27 protein-coding genes are annotated in these 26647 nt (G+C 32.1%); 8 read left to right on the top strand and 19 right to left on the bottom strand.

Annotated features, from left to right (window positions below):
* From ACFSX9_RS11225 to ACFSX9_RS11215, 3 genes are all read right to left on the bottom strand, one after another.
* Positions 1–957, bottom strand: a complete 957-nt coding sequence (locus ACFSX9_RS11225) for a D-2-hydroxyacid dehydrogenase (RefSeq protein WP_379807679.1) — start codon at positions 955–957, stop codon at positions 1–3.
* Positions 958–1001: 44 nt separating this feature from the next.
* Complete coding sequence (gene serC / locus ACFSX9_RS11220; protein ID WP_379807677.1) at positions 1002–2072, bottom strand: 3-phosphoserine/phosphohydroxythreonine transaminase; 1071 nt, start codon at positions 2070–2072, stop codon at positions 1002–1004.
* A gap of 145 nt (positions 2073–2217) precedes the next feature.
* Positions 2218–3276: an acyl-CoA reductase gene (locus ACFSX9_RS11215; RefSeq protein ID WP_379807675.1), complete on the bottom strand. Its 1059-nt coding sequence runs from the start codon at positions 3274–3276 to the stop codon at positions 2218–2220.
* A gap of 120 nt (positions 3277–3396) precedes the next feature.
* Between ACFSX9_RS11215 and ACFSX9_RS11210 the strand changes: the two genes are divergently transcribed.
* Positions 3397–3747 carry a 4Fe-4S dicluster domain-containing protein gene (locus ACFSX9_RS11210; RefSeq protein WP_379807673.1) on the top strand — a complete coding sequence of 117 codons (351 nt, stop codon included), beginning with the start codon at positions 3397–3399 and terminating at the stop codon, positions 3745–3747.
* A 50-nt stretch (positions 3748–3797) separates the two neighbouring features.
* On the opposite strand, the gene tpiA is transcribed toward ACFSX9_RS11210, so the two are convergent.
* From tpiA to ACFSX9_RS11190, 4 genes are all read right to left on the bottom strand, one after another.
* Positions 3798–4553, bottom strand: coding sequence for a triose-phosphate isomerase (tpiA, locus tag ACFSX9_RS11205; RefSeq protein ID WP_379807671.1), 756 nt, complete (start codon positions 4551–4553; stop codon positions 3798–3800).
* Between the two features lie 4 nt (positions 4554–4557).
* Positions 4558–5055: a thioredoxin-like domain-containing protein gene (locus ACFSX9_RS11200; RefSeq protein WP_379807669.1), complete on the bottom strand. Its 498-nt coding sequence runs from the start codon at positions 5053–5055 to the stop codon at positions 4558–4560.
* Between the two features lie 2 nt (positions 5056–5057).
* On the bottom strand, positions 5058–6143 hold the full coding sequence (locus tag ACFSX9_RS11195) for a MauE/DoxX family redox-associated membrane protein (RefSeq protein WP_379807667.1): 1086 nt from the start codon (positions 6141–6143) through the stop codon (positions 5058–5060).
* Between the two features lie 148 nt (positions 6144–6291).
* On the bottom strand, positions 6292–6831 hold the full coding sequence (locus ACFSX9_RS11190) for a DUF1599 domain-containing protein (RefSeq protein WP_379807665.1): 540 nt from the start codon (positions 6829–6831) through the stop codon (positions 6292–6294).
* Between the two features lie 103 nt (positions 6832–6934).
* On the opposite strand from ACFSX9_RS11190, the gene folP reads away from it, so the two are divergent.
* The 3 genes from folP (at position 6935) to ACFSX9_RS11175 (ending at position 9720) form a co-directional block, all read left to right on the top strand.
* Positions 6935–7768, top strand: coding sequence for a dihydropteroate synthase (gene folP, locus ACFSX9_RS11185; RefSeq protein WP_379807663.1), 834 nt, complete (start codon positions 6935–6937; stop codon positions 7766–7768).
* A 1-nt stretch (position 7769) separates the two neighbouring features.
* Positions 7770–8477 carry a hypothetical protein gene (locus ACFSX9_RS11180; protein WP_379807661.1) on the top strand — a complete coding sequence of 236 codons (708 nt, stop codon included), beginning with the start codon at positions 7770–7772 and terminating at the stop codon, positions 8475–8477.
* Between the two features lie 148 nt (positions 8478–8625).
* Positions 8626–9720: an FUSC family protein gene (locus ACFSX9_RS11175; protein ID WP_379807659.1), complete on the top strand. Its 1095-nt coding sequence runs from the start codon at positions 8626–8628 to the stop codon at positions 9718–9720.
* Between the two features lie 66 nt (positions 9721–9786).
* Here ACFSX9_RS11175 and ACFSX9_RS11170 read toward each other — a convergent pair whose 3' ends face one another.
* Both ACFSX9_RS11170 and ACFSX9_RS11165 read right to left on the bottom strand, forming a co-directional pair.
* Complete coding sequence (locus tag ACFSX9_RS11170; protein WP_379807657.1) at positions 9787–10506, bottom strand: YebC/PmpR family DNA-binding transcriptional regulator; 720 nt, start codon at positions 10504–10506, stop codon at positions 9787–9789.
* Positions 10507–10607: 101 nt separating this feature from the next.
* Positions 10608–10964, bottom strand: a complete 357-nt coding sequence (locus ACFSX9_RS11165; RefSeq protein WP_379807655.1) for a TM2 domain-containing protein — start codon at positions 10962–10964, stop codon at positions 10608–10610.
* A gap of 43 nt (positions 10965–11007) precedes the next feature.
* On the opposite strand from ACFSX9_RS11165, the gene ACFSX9_RS11160 reads away from it, so the two are divergent.
* The gene (locus tag ACFSX9_RS11160; RefSeq protein ID WP_379807653.1) at positions 11008–11907 is read left to right on the top strand and encodes a hypothetical protein; all 900 of its coding nucleotides are present in this window, start codon (positions 11008–11010) and stop codon (positions 11905–11907) included.
* Between the two features lie 28 nt (positions 11908–11935).
* On the opposite strand, the gene gcvT is transcribed toward ACFSX9_RS11160, so the two are convergent.
* Positions 11936–13018, bottom strand: a complete 1083-nt coding sequence (gene gcvT, locus ACFSX9_RS11155; protein WP_379807651.1) for a glycine cleavage system aminomethyltransferase GcvT — start codon at positions 13016–13018, stop codon at positions 11936–11938.
* Between the two features lie 164 nt (positions 13019–13182).
* Between gcvT and hutH the strand changes: the two genes are divergently transcribed.
* The gene (gene hutH, locus ACFSX9_RS11150; protein WP_379807649.1) at positions 13183–14685 is read left to right on the top strand and encodes a histidine ammonia-lyase; all 1503 of its coding nucleotides are present in this window, start codon (positions 13183–13185) and stop codon (positions 14683–14685) included.
* Between the two features lie 71 nt (positions 14686–14756).
* Here hutH and ACFSX9_RS11145 read toward each other — a convergent pair whose 3' ends face one another.
* From ACFSX9_RS11145 to ACFSX9_RS11110, 8 genes are all read right to left on the bottom strand, one after another.
* Positions 14757–15380, bottom strand: a complete 624-nt coding sequence (locus ACFSX9_RS11145) for a hypothetical protein (RefSeq protein ID WP_379807647.1) — start codon at positions 15378–15380, stop codon at positions 14757–14759.
* 34 nt (positions 15381–15414) lie between these two features.
* Complete coding sequence (locus ACFSX9_RS11140; RefSeq protein WP_379807645.1) at positions 15415–15597, bottom strand: GldL-related protein; 183 nt, start codon at positions 15595–15597, stop codon at positions 15415–15417.
* 31 nt (positions 15598–15628) lie between these two features.
* Positions 15629–16996 carry a 30S ribosomal protein S6--L-glutamate ligase gene (gene rimK, locus ACFSX9_RS11135; protein WP_379807643.1) on the bottom strand — a complete coding sequence of 456 codons (1368 nt, stop codon included), beginning with the start codon at positions 16994–16996 and terminating at the stop codon, positions 15629–15631.
* 149 nt (positions 16997–17145) lie between these two features.
* Positions 17146–17784, bottom strand: coding sequence for an alpha/beta hydrolase (locus ACFSX9_RS11130; RefSeq protein WP_379807641.1), 639 nt, complete (start codon positions 17782–17784; stop codon positions 17146–17148).
* A 2-nt stretch (positions 17785–17786) separates the two neighbouring features.
* Entirely contained in the window at positions 17787–18110 is a 324-nt protein-coding gene (locus ACFSX9_RS11125) for a hypothetical protein (protein ID WP_379807639.1), read from the bottom strand.
* Positions 18111–18129: 19 nt separating this feature from the next.
* The gene (locus ACFSX9_RS11120; protein ID WP_379807637.1) at positions 18130–19389 is read right to left on the bottom strand and encodes a dihydroorotase; all 1260 of its coding nucleotides are present in this window, start codon (positions 19387–19389) and stop codon (positions 18130–18132) included.
* Entirely contained in the window at positions 19386–21311 is a 1926-nt protein-coding gene (locus tag ACFSX9_RS11115; protein WP_379807635.1) for a BatA domain-containing protein, read from the bottom strand. The genes ACFSX9_RS11120 and ACFSX9_RS11115 overlap by 4 nt, the downstream gene beginning before the upstream one ends.
* A gap of 127 nt (positions 21312–21438) precedes the next feature.
* Complete coding sequence (locus tag ACFSX9_RS11110) at positions 21439–22788, bottom strand: DEAD/DEAH box helicase (protein WP_379807633.1); 1350 nt, start codon at positions 22786–22788, stop codon at positions 21439–21441.
* A 178-nt stretch (positions 22789–22966) separates the two neighbouring features.
* On the opposite strand from ACFSX9_RS11110, the gene ACFSX9_RS11105 reads away from it, so the two are divergent.
* Positions 22967–23242 (top strand): hypothetical protein, encoded by a 276-nt coding sequence (locus ACFSX9_RS11105; protein WP_379807631.1) that lies wholly within the window; start codon positions 22967–22969, stop codon positions 23240–23242.
* Positions 23243–23400: 158 nt separating this feature from the next.
* Complete coding sequence (locus ACFSX9_RS11100) at positions 23401–25146, top strand: BamA/TamA family outer membrane protein (RefSeq protein ID WP_379807629.1); 1746 nt, start codon at positions 23401–23403, stop codon at positions 25144–25146.
* Positions 25147–25220: 74 nt separating this feature from the next.
* On the opposite strand, the gene hemN is transcribed toward ACFSX9_RS11100, so the two are convergent.
* Positions 25221–26585 (bottom strand): oxygen-independent coproporphyrinogen III oxidase, encoded by a 1365-nt coding sequence (gene hemN / locus ACFSX9_RS11095; RefSeq protein WP_379807627.1) that lies wholly within the window; start codon positions 26583–26585, stop codon positions 25221–25223.
* Between the last annotated feature and the right edge of the window lie 62 nt (positions 26586–26647).

Below are 26647 nucleotides of genomic sequence, written 5' to 3'. Positions count from 1 at the left end.
TTACTCATTTTTTAATAAACTGATGATTTGCATTGCTAATTCTGTTCCAATTCTATCTTGCGCTTCTTCCGTTGCAGCCCCAATATGCGGCGTTAATGAAATTTTTGGGTGCATTAATATTTGAATTTCTGGTGTTGGTTCTTTTTCAAAAACATCTAAACCTGCAAATAAAACTTTATTAGAATCTAAAGCTTCTAACAATGCTACTTCATCAATAACACCGCCACGCGCACAGTTTATAATTCCCACACCATCTTTTAATTGTTCTAATTCTTCTTTACCAATTACATAACCATCTTGAGCAGGAACGTGTAAAGTAATAAAATCAGAATGTTTGAAAACACCTTCTAAAGGTTCTGTTTTAATATCAACATTAATAAATTGGCCGTTATAAAAATCAACACGAATTATCGCTTCACGCACATATTTATCAACAGCAATCACTTTCATGCCTAAGCCTAAAGCGATTTTAGCTACCGCTTGACCAATTCGGCCAAAGCCTATAATTCCTAATGTTTTTCCACGTAGTTCAATTCCATTTGAGTAGGCTTTTTTCAAACCATCAAAATGTGTATCACCTTCTAAAGGCATATTTCTGTTGGAATCGTGTAGAAAACGAACGCCTGAAAATAAATGTGCGAAAACCAATTCGGCTACACTTTCTGAAGAAGAAGCAGGCGTATTAATCACGTGAATTCCCTTACTTCTTGCGTAGTCAACATCAATATTATCCATTCCTACACCACCGCGACCAATGATTTTCAATCCTGGACAATCGTCAATAATATCCTGACGAACTTTTGTAGCACTTCTTACTAAAATTACGCTAATATCATTAGTATTGATATAATTAGCCACTTGTTCTTGTGCTACTTTTGTTGTGATTACTTCAAATCCTCCTTTTTCTAAAGCTTTGATACCGCTTTTTGAAATGCCGTCGTTTGCTAAAACTTTCATTATTTATTCTATTTTTCTAGCTCCTAAAAATCAGGTGCTAATTACTAAATTTTATTTTCTAATTCTTTCATTACATCTACTAGAACCTGAACGCTTTCAATAGGCATTGCATTATAAATCGAAGCTCTGTAACCGCCCACAGAACGATGTCCGGTTAAACCTGAAATCCCTACAGCTTTCCACATGGCGTCAAATTTTTCCTGATGTGCTTCATTCTCTAAATCAAATGTAACATTCATTAAACTTCTATCTTCCACTGCGGAAACACCTTTGAATAATGGGTTTCTGTCAATTTCAGTATATAATAAATTTGCTTTTGCTTCGTTAATTTTTTCAATGGCTGCAATTCCTCCTAAATTTTTCAACCATTGCAAAGTTAGTAAAGAGGCATAAACGGGAAATACCGGAGGCGTATTATACATACTTTCCTTCGCAATATGTTGTTGGTAATCTAACATTCCAGGAATCATTCTTCCTGAGTTTCCAAGAATTTCTTCTTTAATTACTACTAAAGTAGTTCCAGCCGGACCCATGTTTTTCTGTGCTCCAGCATAAATGATATCAAACTGAGTAAAATCTAAACTGCGCGAAAAAATATCAGAACTCATATCACAAACCACAGGAATATCCGTGTTTGGAAATGATTTCATTTGTGTTCCAAAAATAGTATTATTACTGGTACAATGGAAATATGATGCATCCGCAGGAATACTATAGTTTTTCGGAATGTGATTATAATTTTCAGCTTTCGAAGAACCTACAATTAGTGTTTCTCCAAAAAGCTTTGCTTCTTTAATTGCGTTATTTGCCCACGTTCCGGTATCTAAATAAGCCGCTTTTCCATCAACTTTCATTAAATTATAAGGAACCATTAAAAATTCTAAACTTGCGCCACCAGCTAAAAATAAAGCTTGATAGCCTTTTCCTTCTAATCCTAAAAGTTCTAAGACTAATGCGCGAGCTTCTTCCATTACAGCGACGAAATCTTTACTTCGGTGCGAAATTTCTAAAATAGACAATCCAGAATTGTTAAAATCTAAAATTGCTTGTGCTGCTTTCTCAAAAACTTCTTTTGGAAGAATACAAGGTCCGGCACTGTAGTTATGTTTTTTCATTTTTGGGTAGTTGTGGTTAAGTGTGTGTTTAAAAAAAACAAATTTCGGGAATACCAGGTAAAAATTGCGCAATAATTTGATAATAATTGCACTATTTTTTTTATAAATGTGTTTTATTTATTCGTAAAAGCTAACAATACAATAATTATAATTTCGATAGAAAAGCTAAAGTGTCGACATTGTCCGCATAATCCCAAAGTTTTGGTTTTTGGGTTTGTCCAAAAGCAATCGAATTTTCGACTAAATTATTAGAAACCACGCATTGAATTTGCTCATTATCTGCTTCTAAACGAATCTTTAGAACTTCTAAGTCATCATAAAACTCATAAAAAACAGATGAAATAGGAGAGGAGTAACTCGCATCTTCCTTAATCGTTAAAAATTCATTATCTAATAATTTGAAGTTGCTCATTAGAAAAACCGCTTTGTTATAATCGTAATTATTAGCATATTTTTCATAATAAATAACGTCACGATATTCATAGATTGCTTTGAAAAAAAGATCAAAATCATAGTCTTTCGGGACAAAAAGTTTTGATACATTTCTACAACCTAAGCCAAAAAATCTAAAAATATCTTCACCTAAATTCACTAAATCTTCATGCGTTTCTTTTCCATCTAAAATTACTACGGAATTTCTGTTTTTACGGATAATACTTGGTTTGTCTTTGAAATAATATATAAAATATCGGGCTGTATTATTGCTTCCGGTTGCTATAACGGCGTCAAAACCTTCAAGTTTTCCTTCTACAAATGTGATTTTATTAGCTAATTTCGGTTGGACCGCAATTAAATATTTCGCTAAGAATTTTAGTAAATATTGATCATTTGAGGACGTTTTTACTAAAACATCATGTCCTGAAATTAATACCGAAAGAAAGTCGTGAAAACCTACTAAGGGAATATTTCCTGCTAAAATCAAACCAACTTTTTTAGCGCTTATTTTCGAGAGATCGTAAGGAGAAAGCCATTCAGATAAGTTGTTTTCTTGTAGGGCTTCTGCCCAAGATTCAATGCTATAATAAACTTGTTCTGGTGTAAACCAACCGTTATGCGATTGCGATAATTCAATCAGTGCAATGAAATCGTCATAAAACAAATCGTTATTTAGAACCGTGTTGTCTTTTGTGTTTTTTTCGAACGAAAATTGCGTTAAAAATTTTCCTAATGCAATAAAACTCGATTTAATTTCATTTTGTAACATTTGTAACTTGTTTATGTGTGGTTTACATTGTAATTTTGCACAAAAATAATCAATTAGTTAGACTAAAAGTCGATTTTTAAAAAACTTATGACTTTAACCTAATTTCAAACATATACTACTATGGCAATTATAATAACAGACGAATGTATCAATTGTGGTGCCTGCGAACCAGAATGCCCAAATACTGCAATATATGAGGGCGCTGATGATTGGCGCTACAAAGACGGAACAAAATTAAGCGGTAAGGTAATATTACCAGATGGAACTGAAGTAGATGCTGATTCAGCGCAAACGCCAATTTCTGACGATATTTACTTTATTGTACCAGGAAAATGTACGGAATGTAAAGGTTTTCACGAAGAACCACAATGTGCAGCAGTTTGCCCTGTTGATTGTTGTGTTCCAGATGATAGTCATGTAGAAAGTGATGAAACACTTTTAAACAGAAAAGCATTTTTACATAACGAATAACAAAAAATCCTGAATGAAAATTCAGGATTTTTTGTTTTTAAATCACAACGCTATTGTTCGAAACCTTGTACGATTGCTAAGAAGTCGTTTGCGTTTAAAGCTGCGCCTCCAATTAAACCACCGTCAACATCTGGTTTTGAGAAAATTTCTTTCGCATTATCAGGTTTAACGCTTCCTCCGTATAAAATTGATAACTCATTTGCGATATCAAATCCATATACTTTTTCCACTAACTCTCTGATAAACTTGTGCATTTCTTGCGCTTGGTCAGGTGAAGCTGTTTCTCCGGTTCCTATTGCCCAAACCGGCTCATAAGCCAAGACAATATTGCGCCAATCTGCTTTTTCTAAATGAAACAAACCATCACGCAATTGATATTCTACAACGTTAAAATGATTGTTGATTTGACGGTCTTTTAATTCTTCGCCAAAGCAAAAAATTACGCGCATATTGTGCTTCAACGCCGTATCCACTTTGTTTGCTATTAAAGCATCCGTTTCGTGGAAATAAGCACGTCTTTCACTGTGACCTAAGATTACAGTAGTTACACCAATATCAGTTAACATACCTGCTGAAATCTCTCCAGTAAACGCGCCACCTTCTGCTTGGTGCGTATTTTGTGCGGCAACATTTATTTCTGAGCCATTAGTAATTTCAACCGCTTTTGCTAAATTCACAAAAGTAGGAGCCACAATAATTTCAGTTGTGCTAGTTTTTTTTTGAGCTATAATTTCTTGAAGTAATGCAACAGTTTCGTGTTGATTCTTATGCATTTTCCAGTTTCCGGCTACTATATTTTTTCTCATACTATTATTTTAAAGAATCTAATGTTTTGATTAATTTATCATCATCAGCTTCGGTTACATTGTAAAGTGCTATTTTTCCAGTTTTGTCTACGACCATGTAGCGGGGAATCCATGTTAAATTAATTGATTTCCCAAAAACACCTTTCATACCATCTGATACTAAATAGTGTTCACCTTTAACTTCATGCTTTTCAATACCAACTAACCAAGCGTCGTAAGTCTTATCCAGTGAAATAAATAAAAACGTTGCATCGGGATATTTTTCTTGTAACTCGTTTACTTTTGACATCCCCTTTATACAATCAGAACACCACGATGCCCAAACGTCAATAACTATTGTTTTACCTTCATTCTTTTTAAGAATCTCAGCAAATGTTATAGGTTCATGATCGGTTCCAACCATTTGGTTTTGCAAGGCTTCTGATTTAAAACTTGTTTCTTCAATTTGGGCACACCCAAAAAAGCTCATTACAAAAGCACCTAGTACTATTATTTTTTTCATATTTATTTTTTAATTTCAGAGTAATTTTTCTTTATCGTTTTCTTTAATTCAGAACCACTAAATTTATTATCGTTAATTCCGTCGTAGAATTTAATTTCGTTTCCGTTCCATAAATACTTTACGCCTGGCGTATCTCTATTATTTCCTAAAATTGTCCAGAAACTAATAATATCAATTACCTGATAAGGATATTTTGTACCTGCGATTTTAAAGAATTCAGGAATTTTCTCTACTTCTTCATCCATAAAGATAATATAAACATCTGGAAATGATTTATCCTTAAGCTTCATTTCGTGCAATTCTTTCGCTGTATCCTGGCAATGGTCGCAACCTGGCGCAAAAAAGCAAAGTATTTTTTTGTCTTTAGCAATATTTTTGAAATATGCGGTATAACTTGATTTTACAGCGCTCGGTTCATCAATTTTAACTTCTTCTTTTACAGTTTTTGCTTCAGCTTTTGTGTTCTCTGCTTCAATTGCTTTTTCAATTGTAGGAATTACTGTTGAAAGTGTGGTGTCGATTTCAGTTCCTAAAACATTGTCATCATTAAAGAACGAATTATCAATTTGTTTGGTTTTCTGTTGCATAGGAGCCAACATAAAAAGACTCAAAATTGCTAAAAGAAGAATTGTAAATAAAACCCAAATATTCGATTTACTATCGGAAGGTAATAGTTTTAATAACCAAATCAGTAACCCAACAGCAATGATGTTTTTAATAATAGCTTCAACAGGTGTCATTGGAATTAATTCTCCAAAACATCCGCAATTTCCTGAATTACCGCTGAAGAATGTTTCGTAAGACAATTGCAAAATAAAGACAACTAACAATAAGATAGTTGCAGGAATTGTTATTTTTTTAAGATGATGATTAATTAAGATTGCAATTCCTAAGGCAAATTCAATTCCTATTAATATTCTTGAGAAATAGGGAGCAAAACCTTCTGAAAATCCTAAGGGGTACAATTGTTTTACTTCAAATGTAGAGATCGCAAAATACGGTGAAGGGTATAATTTTGCAAAAGCTGAAACAATAAATAAGGCGGCAATAATTACGCGAATAATCCAAGAAGTAGTTTCTTTTTTCATGTATGTAAATTTTAGTATTTAAATGGCTTGTATGGTATCGCATTTCCTACCTTTCTTCAGAAAAAAATATTATTTATAGGCGATTTCATAAAAATATAAGTTTCGATAAAAATACAATTTCTACGACTGATATGGTGTTAACGATTTGTTATTTGTTTTCCATTAAAATCAGCGAAAAAACAGCATAATTAATCATATCTTGATAATTAGCATCGATTCCTTCCGAAACCAAAGTTTTTCCTTTATTGTCTTCAATTTGCTTTACGCGAAGTAACTTTTGTAAAATCAAGTCGGTTAAACTACTAACACGCATTTCGCGCCAAGCTTCTCCATAATCGTGATTTTTAGCTTCCATTAACGCTTTTGTTAACGCAATTTTTCCGTCATATAAAACAATTGCTTCTTCAAATCCCATATCTGGTTGGTCCGCAATTCCTTTGTCAATTTGGATTAAAGCCATACAACAATAATTGATAATTCCTATGAATTCCGAAGTTTCATCTTCATCTACTTTTCGTACTTCGTTTTGTTGAAGGCCTCTAATTCTTTGGGCTTTAATAAAAATTTGATCGGTAAGCGATGGAAGTCGTAAAATGCGCCATGCACTTCCATAATCTTTCATTTTTTTACTGAATAATTCGCGACAAACCGCTATAACTTTATCATATTCTTGAGAAGTATTCGACATTATTTGCTTTATATTTGTATGAAATTTTATCAAAAGTAAATAATATTTTTGGGTTTGAAGAATGAACCTTGACGATTTTTGATTTTTGACCTAAAAAACGGATATGAACACACAATTTACAATCAATTGCAACGGAAAACTCGTTGATTTGTCGACGCCAAAAGTGATGGGGATTTTAAATGTGACGCCAAATTCGTTTTACGATGGTGGAAAACATAAAAACATCAACACTATAATTCATCAAGTCGATAAAATGCTTTCGGACGGAGCAACTTTTATCGATATTGGTGCTTATTCGAGTAAACCAAGTGCCGAATATGTTACTGAAGAAGATGAAATTAAAAGATTGAATTTTGTATTGAAAGAGATCATAAATACATTTCCCAACATTATTTTGTCAGTTGATACATTTAGAGCTAATGTGGCTAAAATTGCTGTTGAAAGTGGAGTAGCAATAGTAAATGATATTTCGGCAGGAATGTTAGATGAAAATATGCTTCCAACTGTTGCCGATTTGAAAGTTCCATTTATCATGATGCATATGCGTGGAACGCCTCAAACAATGCAAAATCTGACCGATTATAATGATGTTGTAAAAGAGATGATTTTTTACTTTTCTGAACGGGTGGCGAAGGCGAGGAGCTTCGGGATATCTGACATTATTATTGATCCAGGTTTTGGATTTGCTAAAACATTGGAACAAAACTATGAAGTATTAAACAAATTAGAATTATTCTCCATTTTAGAATTACCTTTGTTAGCTGGAATTTCAAGAAAATCGATGATTTATAAGGTTTTGCACAAAACATCGCAAGAAGCTTTAAATGGAACCACTGTTTTAAATACAATCGCTATTCAAAAACAAGCTAAAATCTTAAGAGTTCACGATGTGAAAGAAGCAGTAGAATGCATAAAATTAGTTGAAAAATTAAAATAAGATGAAAAAAATTGTACTTATAGTGGCTTTATTTAGCCTTTTTGCTTGCAACGATAAAGAAGTGAAATTACCACAAGCTTCCTTATCAGTGATGAAAGATATTGAAGATCATTCGCCAATTTATATGTTTTTTGACCTAAAAGATAAAAAAGATACGATTATTGAAGTAAACCGAAAAAACTCGATTAGTTCTACGAATTGGGTTTTTAATATTGACAAGAGATTACCTTTAAAATTAGTAATTCCTGAAGTGATGAAATTACAAGAAAAAAAGAAAGGAAGCTCGCATGCAAAAGAAGGTTCTATTAATGTTTTTACGTATTCTGATAGTGTTGCTAAAAATTTAGCTTTTTTCCCTTTTTCAGATGTTCAATATAAATTTGATGAAGATTTCTCAAAGCTTCTTAATATGGAAAGCTTGGAAAAATATGAAGAATTTCAGCATTTAGCGATAAACTTCGTTAAAGGTGGAGCTATTACAGTTGAAGGTTTAGAAGTAGATAGAAACGCTTTCGTAACTTATATTACGAAACTTTCTCGTTTTTCTAGAGATCGGAAATTAGTAATGCTGCATTTAAATTTTGACAAGGAATTGTCTTATGGAGATTACATTCAAAACAAAATTTTAGCTTGGCAAGCTACTAATGATAAAGTGCAAATATTCTCTTTTGAGTTTATTTATGATCAAAAGCAATCGCCTGAAATGTAATACTATGAAAATGTCGATTTTATTGTAAAATAGAAGTGTGTTATTTTTTTGATAAAATCTCCGCTATTTTGAATTTTAAAATTGTACGAATGCCAACTTTTAAACTGTACGTTTTAAGCGATACTTGTGCTTTTATAAATTAATTTAAATGAACAATTTTGAAACTCTTAAAAAAACATTATTCGTTCAAATACAAAGTTTTATTGTAATAAAGAAGAATAAACGAGATTGGCATATTCCGCTACTGGCAGCGCTTTGTGTAGGAATTCCTCTTTTTATAGGTTTGCATTTTGGTAATTTACCTTTAGGTTTAGCCGCGAGTATTGGAGGTTTGGTTATTTTATATTATCAACCAGCACTTTCATTAGGAAGTCGGATGTTAACTTTATTAGTTTGCTCTTTTGGGTTTTCATTATCATTAGCTATAGGACTTGGTTTTAGTTTTAATCCTTATGTATCAGCTGTTGTTCTTGGTTTTTTTGCGATGGGAATTAATTGGGTAACCACTTATTTTAGAACAAAACCTCCAGGAAATTTTTTCTTCATTATGATTGCCTCGATGGCAAGTTGTCAACCTTTTCATTTTGAATTAATTCCGCAAAAAATCGGATTTATATTCTTAGGTACTATGTTAGCTTGTTTGCTTGCATTATGCCACGGATTATTGACTTTGAAAAAACAAAAAAGTACAGAAGCCTTGGCTATTCATATTGAAAAAGGTGAATTTGTTTCACTAATTGATTCTGCTGTAATCGGCATATTCATTTCAATTTCTCTGATTATTGGTCATTTCTTTGAAATGCAAAATCCGTACTGGATTCCTATTTCTTGTTTGGCAATTTTGCAAGGTGTTTCAAGACATCATGTTTGGGAACGAATGGTACATAGAATTGTAGGAACATTTATAGGTATTGGGCTTTGTTGGATAATTTTACTCATTAGTGATACGCCTTTAAGTATCTGCATCAGTATATTTGTCTTACTTTATATTGCAGAAGCACTTATTATTAAGAATTATGCACTAGCAATTATTTTCATTACACCCATGACCATTTTATTGACTGAAGTTGGAAGTTCTTTTACAGCCAATACGGAAATAATTGTTCCCGCTCGATTTTTAGATATTACTATAGGAAGTATTTTAGGTGCTATTGGCGGCTGGATTATTTATAATCAACGTTTCAAAAATAAAGCCGTACAACAATTGCGAAAAACCAGAATTGTAATTAGAAAGAAGTTATAGTTTTTGCGCTTAAAAAAGTCCTCGCAAGAAAACTTGGAGGACTTAGTTTATGATCAAAAGAGTATATTACTCGCCACTTTCTTGCATGGTATGATAAACGTTCATAACGTCCTCATCTTCTTCGATTTTTTCTAATAATTTTTCAACATCAGCTACTTGCTCTGCTGTTAATTCTTTAGTTATTTGTGGAATTCTTTCAAAGCCCGAAGATAAAATTTCTAGACCTCTTGTTTCTAATTCTTTTTGAATAGCACCAAAACTTTCAAAAGGAGCATACATCAAAATTCCATCATCATCAGCGAAAATTTCTTCTACGCCAAAGTCGATCATTTCTAATTCCATTTCTTCCACATCTTGACCTTCAGCTGGAATTCTAAAATTACACGTGTGATCAAACATAAATTCAACTGAACCTTGTGTACCAAATGTTCCATTACATTTATTAAAGTAACTTCTAATGTTGGCTACGGTTCTATTGTTGTTATCCGTTGCAGTTTCTACTAAAATCGCAATTCCGTGCGGTGCATAACCTTCAAATAATACTTCTTTATAGTTAGCAGTGTCTTTATCGGTCGCTTTTTTAATTGCGCGTTCTACATTTTCTTTTGGCATATTCGCTGCCTTAGAGTTTTGTATTACTGCTCTTAAACGGGAGTTAGCCTCAGGATTTGGACCACCTTCCTTAACGGCCATAACAATGTCTTTCCCAATACGAGTAAACGTTTTTGCCATTGCAGCCCAACGTTTCATTTTTCGTCCTTTTCTAAACTCAAATGCTCTTCCCATTTCTAATTTTTTAATTCAATGCAAAAATAGTGATAATGATTTTACTTTAAAAAAAAAAGAGACAATAATTGCCTCTTTTATACTAAACTAATTACTTTAAATTAAAGTGTTTCAGAATAACTTCCACCTTTAGGTTGCAGGTCTCCAGTAATAATTCTAATTAAATCAATTAATGCCCAAATTCCCAATCCTCCGAAAGTTAAAATTTGAACAATACCTTGCCAAGTGTAACCTAGATAAAATCTGTGGATTCCAATAACACCTACGAATAGACATAGTAAAAGTGCTGTTAGTTGACTTTTCCCGCTAGCCGCTGCAGCTGGAGAAGACATTTCGTCGTTAGTTTTTTCTGTTACTACATTTTCAGTTTGATTTTGAACAACTGGAAATGAAGCGTAAGCAGGAGCAGCAGAAAGCATTGTAAAAAATGCAACAATAAGTAATAAGTTAATTTTCATAAAAATGTTTTAAATTCGCACAAACTTAAATAAATTATTGGAAATGTTAACATTTAAAAAGACAATTTTTTGCACCCTATTATTTTTTATTTCAAACTCTTTTTTCGCTCAAACAAATTATGAGTTTTTTGGAATAGTAAAGCTAAATGGAGATGCAAAAAATATGATTTCTTATCGAATAAATTTTGAAGAAAGAAAAGGAAAAGTCAGTGGATATTCTATTACAGATTTAGATGGTGAACATGAAACAAAAAATGTAATTACAGGCACTTATGACTCAAAAACTAAAATTTTTAACTTTCAAGAAAATGAAATTTTATATACAAAGTCTGCTTTTTCTCAAAGCTCATTTTGTTTTATAAATTATACAGGAAAAATAAAGTTAGTTAATAAAAATAGTAAATTAGAAGGTGATTTTAAAGGAATGTTTAAAAACAAAACAACTTGTATAAACGGTACACTGACTTTAGTGGGTAGCGAAAAAATTTATGAAAAACTAAATACGATTACTAAAAAAATTGAAAAGAGTAAAAAAATAGAGCAGAAAATAAAAGATGAAGTAAATCCTATTCAATTTATGGACGATTTGAAACTTAATAAATTGACAAAAAATCAAAATATGAGTGTGGTGTGGGAGGATAAAAAAATTAAAATTGAAATCTTTGACGCAGGTAAAGAAGATGGTGACAAAGTTAATTTATACAATGGAACAAAATTGATTTTAAGTAATTACGAAATAACAAATAAAAAGAAAGTTATTGAAATTGAATTGGAAAAAGATAATTTAGAATTTACAATAGAAGCTATCAGTGAAGGATCTATTGCGCCAAATACGGTTAAAATTATTCTTGTTGATAAAAACAGATCATTTGAATTAATGACTAATTTAAGTAAATCTGAAAAAGCTAAAATTACATTTATAAAAAAAGACGCTCTAAATTAAGCGTCTTTTTTTTACAATTAAATCTATATTATTTCTTGTAAAAAGGAGTTTTTACAACTTTAGCTTTAACATCTTTATTTCTAATTCTGATGTAAATTTCAGAATCTGGAGTTGCTAAATCTAATGGAACATATCCCATTCCAATAGCAATTCCTAATGAAGGTGATTGTGTTCCTGAAGTTACAATTCCAACTACGTTTCCAGCAGCATCTGCAATCTCATAATCGTGACGAGGAATTCCCCTGTCAATCATTTCAAATCCTACTAATTTACGAGTAATTCCCGCTTCTTTTTGTTTTTTAAGGTTTTCAGAATTCGTAAATTCTTTGTCAAATTTTGTAATCCAACCTAATCCAGCTTCTAATGGAGAAGTAGTATCACTAATATCATTTCCATATAAACTGAAACCCATTTCTAAACGTAAAGTATCACGTGCCGCTAATCCAATTGGTTTAATTCCGAAAGACGCACCTGCTTCAAAAACCTTATTCCAGATTTCTTCAGCATCTTCATTTTTGAAGTAAATTTCAAATCCGCCTGATCCTGTATATCCTGTTGCTGAAACGATAACATCACTTTTTCCAGCAAATTCTCCAATTTGAAACGTATAATAAGGCATATTCGACAACTCAATTGAAGTCAAAGATTGCATTGCTTCAGCTGCTTTAGGACCTTGAATAGCTAATAAAGAATAGTCTTCAGAAGCATTAATCATTTCAACTCCTAAATCATTGTGTTTAGAAATCCAATTCCAATCTTTTTCAATGTTCGAAGCATTTACAACTAATAAATAATTGTTATCAGCAATTTTATAAATGATTAAATCATCTACAATTCCGCCTTCATTATTTGGTAAACAAGAATATTGTGCTTTTCCATCCACTAATTTCGAAGCATCGTTTGACGCTACCTTTTGAATTAAAGCCAAAGCATTTTCGCCTTTTAAGAAAAATTCTCCCATATGCGAAACATCAAAAACACCTACGCTATTTCTAACAACTTCGTGTTCGATATTTACTCCTTCATATTGTACTGGCATATTATATCCAGCAAATGGAACTAATTTTGCTCCTAAACTTTCGTGAATGTGCGTTAACGCAGTATTTTTCATAATAAATGGTTGTGTTATTTAAAGGTGCTAATTTATTGAAAATTCTTAAAATTACCCCTAGATTTTGGCTAAATTTTAAAGTATATTAAATTTGTGATAATATTACTCATAAACCTTGTATTATTCTAATTGTTTGCGGAATTTTGGAACTTAAATAAGTTAAAATGGAAACCACACATTATATAAGTTCAGAATTATTATCGATTGAAGCAATTAGCGAAGTTATTTACCAAGGAAAAAAACTTGCATTATCAGAAGAAGCTGTTGTAAACATTGAAAAATGTAGAAAATATTTGGATGATAAAATGAAATCAAATAATGATCCAATTTATGGAATTAATACCGGATTTGGTTCGTTATGTAATGTGAAAATTTCAAATGAAAACTTATCAAAACTGCAAGAAAATTTAGTAAAATCGCACGCTTGCGGAACAGGGGAAGAAGTGCCTCATGAAATTGTAAAAATCATGTTGTTACTTAAAATTCAATCCTTAAGTTATGGACATTCTGGCGTTCAATTGCTTACAGTTCAACGTTTGATTGATTTTTATAACAACGATATTTTACCCATAATCTATACACAAGGATCTTTAGGCGCATCAGGAGATTTAGCACCTTTAGCACATTTGTCATTGCCTTTATTAGGTGAAGGAGAAGTGTATTATGATGGATTTAGACAACCAGCCTCTAAAGTATTAGAAAAGATGGGATGGACACCAATTATAATGCAATCTAAAGAAGGATTAGCGTTGTTAAATGGAACCCAATTTATGAGTGCTTATGGCGTTTATTGCTTAATAAAAGCCGATAAATTATCTTACTTCGCAGATGTTATTGCTGCGATTTCTTTAGAAGGTTTTGATGGAAGATTAGAACCATTTACAGATTTGATTCACTTGGTTCGTCCGCACAAAGGACAAATTCAAACCGCAGAACGTTTTAGAGATATTTTAGAAGAAAGTGAAATTATTGCGCAAGCAAAAGCGCACGTTCAAGATCCGTATTCATTCAGATGTATTCCACAAGTTCATGGTGCTTCAAAAGACGCCATTGAATATGCTAAAAAAGTGTTTAAAACCGAGATTAATTCGGTAACGGACAATCCAAATATTTTTGTGGGTGAAGATTTAATTATTTCTGGTGGGAATTTCCACGGACAACCTTTGGCTTTAGCTTTAGATTTCTTAGGAATTGCTTTATCAGAGTTAGGAAGTATTTCGGAAAGAAGAACGTACCAATTAATTTCAGGACTAAGAGGTTTGCCAGCGTTTTTAGTAAACGATCCTGGATTGAATTCAGGTTTTATGATTCCGCAATATACGGCGGCAAGTATTGCTAGTCAGAACAAACAATTAGCGACTCCAGCAAGTATTGACAGTATTGTTTCTTCAAACGGACAAGAAGATCACGTGAGTATGGGTGCAAATGCTGCTACTAAAACGTTGCGAATTGTTGAAAATATCGAAAGAATTTTAGCTATTGAATTATTAAATGGCTCACAAGCTTTAGAATTTAGAAGACCTTTAAAATCAAGTGATTTTATTGAAAGTTTTGTGAAATCGTACAGAGAAGATGTTTCTTTTGTTACCGAAGATAGAATTTTCCATTATGACATTGAAAAATCAGTTGGTTTCTTGAATAGTTTTCAAATTGATTTAGATAATTAAAAACAATAGTAGTGTTAAAAAAATAAGGCGAGTAAATTATACTCGCCTTATTTTTTTGTTCTAATAAGTTACTATTCTTCGATCAATATATAAAGTAAGAAAAATTCTGATATTTTATATTTCTGATACCATTCAGCCACATCAATATTTCCTTTAGATACTTCGCAATAGCCTAAATTTCCTTTGCTTGGATCAAGATTAGGAGGAGTAATTAATCCGATTTGCGTTTCTTTTCCAAGTGTAAAATCACCTTTATCATCTTCCGATCCAGAAACATCACGAAGTAAAAATGAACCATCTTTGAATTTTTTATTTACATCAAAAATTTGTTTGGTGTTGAAATTTGAAAAGAAAAAAGCTAGCTTTTGACTGTTTAAAAGTTGTTGCGAAACAATTGAAAATTTAAAATCTTTCCCGATTGTTGGAAGACCTTCTGATTTTGTATCGATTACAGTTTTTTCAATTTCAATTTTCCCTTTTTTGTATTTTCGGATTATAATTTTAAAATTTTTCCCAATCAATTTCTCAGAGTTAGTAAAACTTATGTCTAGTTTTTCTATTCCTTGAAAACTTTCTAAAGCCCATTTTTTAGTACCTAATTCAGCATAGTCATATTTAGAAATCATTTCTATTTTATGCTCTTGGGAATGCGATGTTAAAGTGAAAAATACAATTATATAACAGAATAATTTCATAATTTTAATCAATTAAATTTTAATAAAATATTAATTACTTCATATTTCTTAAAACAGAAACAATTAATACGATTAGTGCAGCAGCTTCAGTTAACATTCCAACAGTTAGAAATATATTACCCGCATACCAATGCATTATTTTAAATAAAGCACCCGCGATAGTTATTACCATTCCTACCAGAAATAATACTAACGGAATTCTTAATTGCTTTTTCATTTTTTTATTAATTTAGACACTTCATACTAAACTATTTCCACTTAAAGTTTTTCTCGATTGCCTTAATCATTTCGCCAGCAATATCTTTATTGGTTGCGCCTTCAATTCCTTCTAATCCTGGCGATGAGTTTACTTCCAATAATAACGGCCCTTTTGAAGAACGAATAATGTCAACACCAGCTACTTTTAAGTTCATCGCTTTTGCTGCTTTTATAGCAATTCTTTTTTCTTCGGCAGTTACTTTTACTACTGAAGCAGTTCCACCTAAGTGAATATTTGCTCTAAATTCTCCTGGTAAAGCTTCACGTTGCATCGCCGCTACAACTTTTCCGTCGACAACAAATAATCGCAAATCTTTTCCATTCGCTTCTTTGATGAATTCTTGCACTAAGATGTTAGCATTCAAACTTTTAAAAGCATTAATTACCGATTCGGCAGCTTTTTTTGTTTCGGCTAAAACAACACCTTTTCCTTGCGTTCCTTCTAATAATTTTACAATTAAAGGCGAACCTCCAACCATTTTAATCAGATCATCGGTATCTAAAGGTGAATTTGCAAATCCGGTTGTTGGAATATCAACTCCGTGATTTAATAACAATTGTAAAGAATACAATTTATCTCTAGATTGTGTAATTGCCGAAGAATTGTTCAAAGCAAAAACTTTTAAGGCTTCAAATTGGCGTGTTAAAGCACAGCCATAATAAGTCATACTCGGACGAATTCTTGGAATAACCGCATCAAAATCATCTAAAATTTTCCCACCTCTATAATGAATTTCAGGTTTGGTAGCATCTAATTTCATATAGCAGTATTTTAGATTTAAGAAATGCATTTCATGACCTCTTAATTCACCTGCTTCTATAATTCTTTTATTACTATATAATTCTGGATTACTGGCTAAAACTCCAATTTTTAATCCTTTTTTATCCTCTTTTGAATTGTAATAATATTCTTTTAATTTTTCATTTGTGGGTTGGCCCAATAAATAACTTTTCTCAGGATCTACCAAAACTCTACCAGACATGGCTTCACGACCCAATAACATTCTGAAACCCATTGAATCTCTATTCGTCAGGGTAACTTCAATTTCCCAAGTTTTTCCACCAATTTCTAGCTTCGTTTTGATTACGTAACGCTGTTCTCTAAAACCACTAGAGCTTTTTACTACGCGTTTATCAATAAGAGGTGATTCGCAATGAATCACAGCTTTTGCGTTGTTTTGAATAGGATTGATGTCAAATTTGACCCAATTTTCACTATTTTTCTCAAAAGTAACAATATTGATCGCATGAAGTGCTGAAGTTTTAGCTCCAGAATCTACTCGTGCTTTAATTGTTGGAATCCCTAAATTAGGGAAGGAACACCATTCTTCACTACCTACAATAACTTTGTCTGACATCTTTGATGTGTATAATTTATTACCGAAATTACTATTTTTTTTAATACGAAGGCTATATTTTCAATAAAATAAAAACGAAATAAAGCACTTGTACAAGTATTATTACAAGTGCTGTACTCTAACTATTTTAATGTAAATCTTAAGAAATTTTATTTAAGTAACCAATTTTTAAAATCATAGAAGTTCTGTGGAGCAACACCATGACCAATTGGATATTCATTGTAAGTTACGTCCAATCCTAAAGCTTCCAAGGCTGGTTTTGCTTTTCTTGCCCAATCAACGGGAATTACTTGATCCACAGTTCCGTGTGAGATAAAGAATTTCAAGTGAGCAATTGCTTGTTCATCAATGTTTTCTGGAAATATATCTAAATTCAAATAACCGCTTAAAGCAACAACTTTAGCAATTTTTTCAGGATAGGTTAGGGCAGTAGCATAACTTAAAATTGCACCTTGACTGAAACCAATTAAATTTATATTATCCGTGTCGATTGGATATTTAGCTGTCATTTCATCAATAAAACTTGCAATTAATTTCACAGATTCTCTCGCTTCATCATTGTCTGAAAACTTATTTTCGTCGGCATCAAAATGAATCGCATACCAAGCATGACCATAAGGTTGTAAATCAAAAGGAGCACGAACAGAAATTACATAATATTCTTTTGGTAATTCAGGTGCAAAAGAAAATAAATCTTCTTCATTGCTACCATAACCATGTAATAAGATGATTAATGGATTTTTTTCCAACTTAATTGCTGGTTCTTGAATTAGATACTGTAAGTTCATTATTATATATTTTTAAAAAATTTCTGAAAAAATGGACCTAAAAAAGGTACGATTTTGGTTTCGCCATTTAAACAAGTTACGAAACCATAAAGCCATAAGATGAAAATAAACACCCAAAATGAAGAAGTAACCATCCAATTGTCAAAATAACCAATAGGATAACCCAGGAAAAAGAAGGTTAAAAAGATTCCCAAGGCTTGTCTTATGTGGAAACTTGCGAAATTTGATCTGTTTTCGTCTTGATTCATAAAAATCGCTACAATAGATCCAATAATTGTTATATAACTAATTATCGCAACGTTTTTACCTTTTTCTATATCCTTCATTTTTTGTTTTTTAGGCGTATTAATTGTTTATAACCAATTGTCCACTGTTGTAAATCCCAATGACTTTTCCTTTCATTTTTTGTCCAAGGAAAGCCGAATTTTTAGATTTTGATGCAATTGCTTCTTTTGTAAAAGTCCAATCTTCAGTTGTTGTGAATAATGAAATATCAGCTTTATTTCCAACAGCAATTGAGTTTGAATTCACATTGAATACCAGTTTGCACGCAGTTAATTTTTCAACAATAACTTCAACTGGTAAAACAGTTAGTAATGCTCCAAAAGCACTTTCTAAGCCAATTGTTCCATCTTTTGCTAAATCGAATTCTAATTTCTTATGTTCGATGTCAAGCGGATTATGGTCGGAAGTAATGCAGTCAATTGTTCCGTCTAAAACCGCTTCGATTAACGCTTTTCTAGTTGTTTCTTCACGTAATGGAGGAGAAACTTTATAGCGCGTATCAAATGCAGTTAAAGCTTCGTCGTTTAAGACTAAATTATGAACGGCAACGCTACAAGTTACGTTTAAACCTTTGGCTTTAGCTTCTTTAATTAATTTGATACTTCCTTGTGTGGAAATAGTTGGAATGTGTAATTTTCCTCCTGTATATTCTAATAAAAATAGATTTCTAGTGACGTGTAATTCTTCCGCCAATGCTGGAATTCCTTTTAAACCTAATCTTGTACTTACGATTCCTTCGTTAGCAATTCCCGAACCTTTTAAAGCACTATCTTGACAAAAAGCAATTACTAATCCGTCAAAATCTTGGACATATTGTAACGCAATTTTTTGCAAATTTGCATTTTGTAACGCTTTTTTATAATCACCAAAAGCAATGGCTCCGGCATTTTTCATATCGAATAATTCAGCCAAATCAACGCCTTCGCTTCCACGCGTTAAAGAACCAATTGGATATAAATTTGTCGCTTGATTTCTAGCTTTATCCATTACAAATCTGATTTGTGATTGGTTGTCGATCACTGGATTTGAGTTGGGTTGCAAAGCTACAGCTGTAAAACCACTTTTCGAAGCTACTTTTAAACCATTTTCTATAGTTTCACGTTCTTCATAACCTGGTTCGCCGAAAGAAACCGAAGAATCCATCCAACCTTGAGATAGATGAAGATTTGAAACTTCAACCAATTCAAAATCAGTAGTATTTGTAATTTCTTTTTCTATTGCTGTAATCGTGCCGTTTTCAATTTTTAAATCCATTTTTTGCAAGTGAAATGGACTTGATGGATCGATTATTTTGGCTTGTTTTAAAATAACATTTGTCATTTTATGAATTTTTGGATTAGTAGTTCAATGAGTAAAAATAGTAGTGTTGCTATAATAAAACCTTTCCAAATTTCATTGCTTGTGCGTTCCGAAGCAATATCATTTAAAACGGTTGCTATGTTGTTTACTTTCGTGAATTTTTCAAACGTTGTTGCTGATTCTTGTTGTAAATTACTTTCAGTTCTTGGATAATTGAAACTGATTTTCTTCAAAATTTCAGTTCCTTTGTTTACGTCAAAATTTCCGGCTTGTTCGGGATAATCACCAAAAGACAATTTGCATTTGGCATTCAAAATTTGTTGCATCGGAATGAAACTATAACCTTCTTTAGCTACTGAAATTACTTCTTCCTTAGCTAATATTGTTTCTAAAATAAGGTTTTCGTTTTCACCAATTGTATAAGCGTTAATTCCGGTTTTTCCTTTATTTTGTCCCATATTATAAAATGTAGGAACAATTAATGGAGCATTTTGGAAGTTACTATTTTGTTTGTTTATTGGTGCTGAATAAGCGTAAAACGTTCCTAATCTGTTCGTGGTTGAACCTACAAATATAGTATTATCTTCAAATTGTAAGATATTCGTTAATCCGGTTAAACCGAAACCTTCTTTGGTTTTTGGATATTGGAAATTTGTCACTTTTTTCTCAAAAACAGTTTGATATAGAGGATGACTAAAGTTGATTTTAGTGATTTGCTTTTCAGTAGCAGTCCAATTAGAATATTGAAATCCACCAAAGTTTTTAGCAAATGTATTCAGAGTTGTAGTTGGATTTTTTGCATTTGGAATAAAAATAACGTTTCCTCCTTTTTCGTAGAACGATTTTAAAGTGGTTCCCAAAGCAATTGGCAAATCTTCCAATTCATTCAAAACAATTGCTTCCTGACTTTCGATTTTATTATAATCTAAAGTCGATAAATCTGAACTCGTAAAGTTGAATTCGTCCGAAGTGTAAATACGGCTTAAGAAATTGTTTTTATCTGAACTTCCGATTACTAAAACATTCCCTTTTTTAGGTTTTGAAATGCTCATGTAAAAGTCATTGTCATAACTCAGACTATTGTCTTCTATACTAATTTTTCCGTGAAAATCTTGTTTTGGAATGGTAATCGTAATTTCTGCTGTAGCATTTTCGAATTTAGCAATTGTTTTAGCAATCGCTTTTTCCTCATTGAAAACTGATAGTGGAATTTCATTTTTGATGGTTCCAAAAGCTTTCAACGTGATTTTTAATTCGTAAAATTGATCTAAAACCTGAGAAATAATCACATTATCAATACTGACGTTATTTTTATTTATCGCTTTTGGCTGAATGAAATAAACGACATTATTTTCGGCTAAAGTTTCGGCTTTTTTACTGTTCGATTGAATGGCATCGGTAATGATGACATAATCTTTTTTAGTGTTTTTCTTTTTGGTTTCAACTTGATTAATCAAATAATCCAATTGAAATGGCATCGCCGAATAACTAAGATTTTGGATTTCTTTTTGTATCGATTTTATATCGGTGTCCCAAAATACTTCCGAATTCGTCAATAACGAAAACTGTTGATTTTCTGGTAATTCTTCTAATAATTCTTGGATACTTCTTTTTAGTAATTCGCCTTTTGCACCTTTGGCTTGCATTGAAAACGAATTGTCTAGTAAAATGATTAATTCATTTCCTTTATTAGTCGTGTCTTTTGCTTTGAAAAAAGGTTGGGCAAAGGCAAAAATTAAACATGCCAACACTAATAATCGTGTTGCTAATAAAAGCCATTTTTTGATTTTAGAACTTTTTCGGGTTTGCGTTTGAAGTTCTTTTAGCAGTTTTACATTTGTAAAATACTCTTTTTTAAATCGGCGTAATTGAAATAAATGCACCAAAATTGGTATAACCAACAGAAAAAGAAAGTAGAGTATTTCCGGATGTTTAAACTGCATTTAATTTTAGAATTTGTCAAAAATACGAAATACAATTGATAATTCAGAATTTAGAATTTACAAATTGCCACTTCCTTTTGAATAGTATTATACTTTGCAAAATTGACCAATGAAAAGGGACGACTTATTACTCCTTCTTCTTTCTCTTTTCGTCTCTTTTACGTTCTATATTTCTATTTCGAGATTCAGTCTTACGCGGTTTACGTTTTCCAGGACCACCAAGGTTGACCTTTGCATTTTTATCTTTTTTCTTGTGAAAAGCTTCTCCACCTTCTTTTTTAGGGGTTTTCAACAAGAATTTCATTTTCTTTTTTTCCTTTTCGAAATCCAAATAGCGTTCTTCGATTTTTACTTCTTCGGGTAAAGGCACTACTTTGATTTCGGTATTCATCAAAAGTTCCACTTCTTCTTTAATTTCTTCTTCACTTGGAGAAACTAAACTAATTGCGATACCTGTTTTGTCAGCACGACCTGTTCTACCAATTCGGTGCATGTATTTTTCAGGTTCCGTAGTGAATTGCAAGTTAATAACGTGCGTAATATCGGAAATATCCAATCCACGCGCCATAATATCAGTCGTCACCAAACCTCTTAATTCGCCTCTTTGGAAAGCAGCCATCGTATTCAAACGATAGTTTTGCGATTTATTTGAGTGAATAACTCCAAATTCTCCAGGAAATGCTTCTTCAAGTGTATCAGAAACCAATTCTACAATACGTTTGTTGTTCACGAAAATCAGCACACGTTCCATAGTTTCGGTCGTAGCGATAATGTGTTTTAAAGCATTTAATTTGGTTAAGAAATTGGGAACTTTATAGATTAATTGTTCAATTTGCTCTAATGGTGTTCCACTAGCAGCTAAAGATACTTCTTCAGGAAATTCAAAGTATTCATCCAACATAGCATCTACTTCTTCGGTCATTGTCGCCGAGAATAAGATGTTCTGTTTTTTGCCTCGCATCATTGATAAAATGGAGGTCAATTGGGTTCTAAACCCTAAATTTAAAATTTCATCAAACTCATCAATTACTAATTTCTGCAAGCAATCAAATCGTAAAACACCATCTAAACCTAAATCCATTACACGACCAGGCGTTCCGACTAAAATATCGACACCCATCGCTAAATTTTTACGTTGCGTATTGATGTTGACACCACCATAAATACCAAGCGTTTTCACACTCATATATTTGGTTAGTTTCTCCACTTCTGCAGCAACTTGAACTACTAATTCACGCGTTGGCACTAAAATAACAACTCTTGGCGATTCGTTATCTTGAAATTTCCATTGTTTTAAAAGTGGTAGTAAGTAAGCTAAAGTTTTACCGGTTCCAGTTTGTGCAATTCCCATCATATCTCTACCGGAAAGGATTACGGAATGCGATTTTTCTTGAATAGGAGTAGGTTGCACAAATCCTAATTCGTCTAATGCTTTTTGTAATGATTTTGGTAAATCGAATTCGAGAAAGGTCTTCATTGGTATTTTATTTTGCGCAAATGTACGTATTAATTATTTAGGGATGCTATGTAAGTGGCGAGTTTCGAATGATTTTCGAAGTTTAATAGTTTGTTTTCTGAACGGATTTCTATCGTTATTTTTTATAATTTTAAAGAATTGTCATTTAAAAATTTAATTCTTGTGCTTATATTTGACTATGGAACTAGCAGAAAAAATTTCAAAAGCATTAGATTTAACGTTTATGGACCAAAAAGAGCCAGAAGGCAATGTTTGTTTTGCAAATAGTGACGAATTGCGCCCGGAATTTAAAGACATTTTTACTGCGGTAGATTTATTGAATTACGAATATGCTGTTTTACAATTGGAAGAATATAAGGAACTTACATCTTCGGACTTAGTTCCTACTGATCGAAAAACATTTTGGAAATTGGTGGATGACGGAAGGAAAGCTTACGAATTCAATAATAAATAATTCTGTTGTTGCTATTATTTTTTTAAAAATCAATCTAAAATTACACTAAATTTGGCCTTCTTGAGTTAATAGAACGTATGAAATTTCAAACAGTAATAGTATCGATCATATTTAGTTGCTTTTTTTCTTTGTCTCTGCAGGCACAAGTGAAAGCGCCGGTGAAAGATAGTACCGTCATTTATAAGAACATTCAAACCTATTCGAAAAATAGTAAATTTAAGAAGTTTGTCTATAAATTAATTTTTCGACCATCAGCCTTAAAACCAAAACAACCCGTATCTAAAGTACCCGAGAAATCGGTAATTACTAAAAAAATTGATGGTAAGATAATTCGAAATATAATTATAGAAACGCTTGATCCTATTGGTTTTTCTGTTAGTGATAAAGAGAAACAACCTAGAAATAGTTTTGAACGATTTGGTAATAGAATGCATAATAAAACCAAAAAGTTTGTAATTAGAAAACTGCTTCTCGTTCAAGAAAATCAAGTTTGTGATTCTATTTTACTAAAAGAGTCCGAACGTTTAATTAGAAGTCAGCGTTTTATAAGAGAAGTCGCAATTACACCTATTTATTTTGACCGTTCTAATGATTCAATTGATATTAAAGTTAGGGTTTTAGATTCGTGGACTTTGGTGCCAGACGGGAGTATATCAAGTAGTAAGAGCAAAATAAAACTGACTGAACGTAATATTTTTGGTTTTGGACATCAGTTAAGTGGTCAATTAGGTAATAAATTTGAATCAGGCGAACATGATTATAATTTTAATTATGCGATACTTAATATTTTCAATACTTATACTCGTTTTGATTTAGATTACGAAAAAGAATTTAATGACGATAGCAAACGTAGGATTGGACTAAATCGACCTTTTTATTCGGTTTTCGCAAAAAATGCAGGAGGAGCTAATTTTGAAAATACTGTTACTACGGAAGCCGTTCCTGTTGGAGATTCTTTAGTTGATGCTTTTACGAAATTTGAATATCAAGAATATTGGTATGGAAGAGCGTTTAAAGTTACGGATCCCAAGTGGAGCGAAACCAAATACATCAATTTAGTGGCAGCAGTATCTTTTAATCGAAAAGCATATTTGGATTCGCCAAGTAGTGTTTTAGATCCTACCAACTTTTTTGCCTCGGAGAAGAATACTATTGGTTACATTGGTATCTCACGACAAAAATATTATCAAGATAGTTTTCTTTTTAACTATAACATTATTGAAGATGTTCCGTACGGAGAAAATATTTCATTCATTTTTGGGCATCAACGAAAGAATTATGGATCACGATTTTATTCAGGTATTACGATTTCGCAAGGAAAAAAATATTCGTTTGGTTATTTAAGTTCTTTTGCAGAATGGGGAAGTTTTTTCAATGATGGTGTGACTGAGCAAATGGCTTTTAAAATAGGGGCTAATTATTTCAGTCCACTGATGCACATTGGAAATTGGCGAATTAGGCAGTTTGTAAAACCAACTTATATTTGGGGAAATAATCGTGATGCATCCTATAAAGATCAATTAAGATTGAATAATTATTATGGTATTCAAGGTTTTAATAGTGAAATTTATGGTACTCAAAAATGGGTATTAGCTTTACAAACACAATCTTACATGCCGGGCAACTGGAATGGATTTCGTTTTAGTCCCTATCTGAATATTGCTGTGGGTTCACTGGCTTCAAAAAACGCACTTTTTAATAGTAAGTTGTACTCGAAGTTTACGGTTGGAGTCCAGATAAATAATGATTATTTAGTATTTAATAGTTTTCAATTTTCATTTTCCTATTACCCAACAATTCCTTTTGAAGGAGATAACGTTTTTAAAACTAATTCTTTTTCAAATACTGATTTAACTATTGAAGATTATGTTCTTGGTAAGCCAGGTTATATTCGATACGAATAGCGTAAAATAAAAACACGGTATTAAGTAAATTCTTGAAACCGTGTTTTCGAAGCATGAAAAAAAACATTTTGCTTTTATATGGTCATTGAAAACAGCTTTGTTTCCGGTGCTTTTCTAATTAATCTTAGGTCAAAGGCCATACAAATATTTCTTACGTATGGTTTTCCTTTTTCGGTAACTAGTATCCCATTTTCTATGAATGATAATAAACCGTCAACTTCCATTTCTGATAAACTTTCGTGAATTTCGCTAAGTTCAGGGAATTTCATTGCTTCATCTTTCCAAGAAGTTGTGAATTGACACATTAAATTTAATATATGTTTTCTGATTACTAAATCTTCAGAACTTAACAAATGACCTTTAAATATTGGTAATTCATTTGCTTCTAATCGAGCGTAATAATCTTCAATTGATTTCTCGTTTTGAGCAAAACTATACCAGCTATCACTAATTGATGAAACTCCTAGTCCAATCATTAATTTAGTTTTTGAAGCGGTATAACCCATAAAATTTCGGTGCAGATTACCTTGTTTAAAAGATTCAAACATACTGTCTTCTTTCAATGCAAAGTGATCCATTCCTATTTCGTGATAACCGTTATGCGCTAAGCGTTTTTTACCTTCTTCATACAATTCTCTTTTCTCATCGTCTTTTGGTAAATCTTCATCTTTAAAACCGCGTTGTCCGTTTCCTTTAATCCAAGGCACGTGTGCATAGCTGTAAAAAGCTAATCTATCAGGTTGCAGTGATTTTGTTTTATCAATTGTATCCTGAACGTCTTTCAAAGTTTGAAATGGTAAACCAAAAATTAAATCGTGTCCAATGGAAGTATAACCAATTTCTTTTGCCCAAAATGTAACTTTTGCCACATTATGGAACGGTTGAATTCTGTGAATAGCAAGTTGTACTTTGTCCGAATAATCTTGTACACCAAAACTAACTCTTCTAAAGCCTAAATCATATAAGGTTTGTAAATGGTCACGAGTAGTATTATTTGGATGACCTTCGAAACTAAATTCGTGTTCTGGTGCCTTTTCTGCCGATTTGAAAATTCCATCAATTAGAAATTTTAAATTTTCTGGTGAAAAAAATGTTGGAGTTCCGCCACCTAAATGAATTTCCTTAATAATCGGTTTCGCTGGTAATAAATCGCAATACATTTTCCATTCTTTTAAAACGGCAATAATGTATGGATCTTCAACTTCGTGACGCTTTGTGATGCGTTTATTGCAACCGCAAAACGTACATAAGCTTTCGCAAAAAGGCAAATGAATATATAAACTAATACCTTCTGTAGTATTAGATTCTTCAAAGGATTGTAACAAGGTTCGTTTCCAGTCCTCAACGTGAAATAAATCATCTTCCCAATAAGGAACAGTTGGATAACTCGTATATCGAGGTCCTGGAACATTATATTTTTGTACAAGTGAAAGTTGCATATCTAATACTTTTTTTGGAATAACAAATGTAGTGTAAGGTATAAAAATAAAAAATGATAATT

It is taken from the genome of Flavobacterium ardleyense, assembly GCF_042686085.1.
GTDB lineage: Bacteria > Bacteroidota > Bacteroidia > Flavobacteriales > Flavobacteriaceae > Flavobacterium > Flavobacterium ardleyense.
The sequence above is the reverse complement of the archived record's forward strand: the minus strand, read 5'-3'. Positions and strand labels throughout refer to the sequence as shown.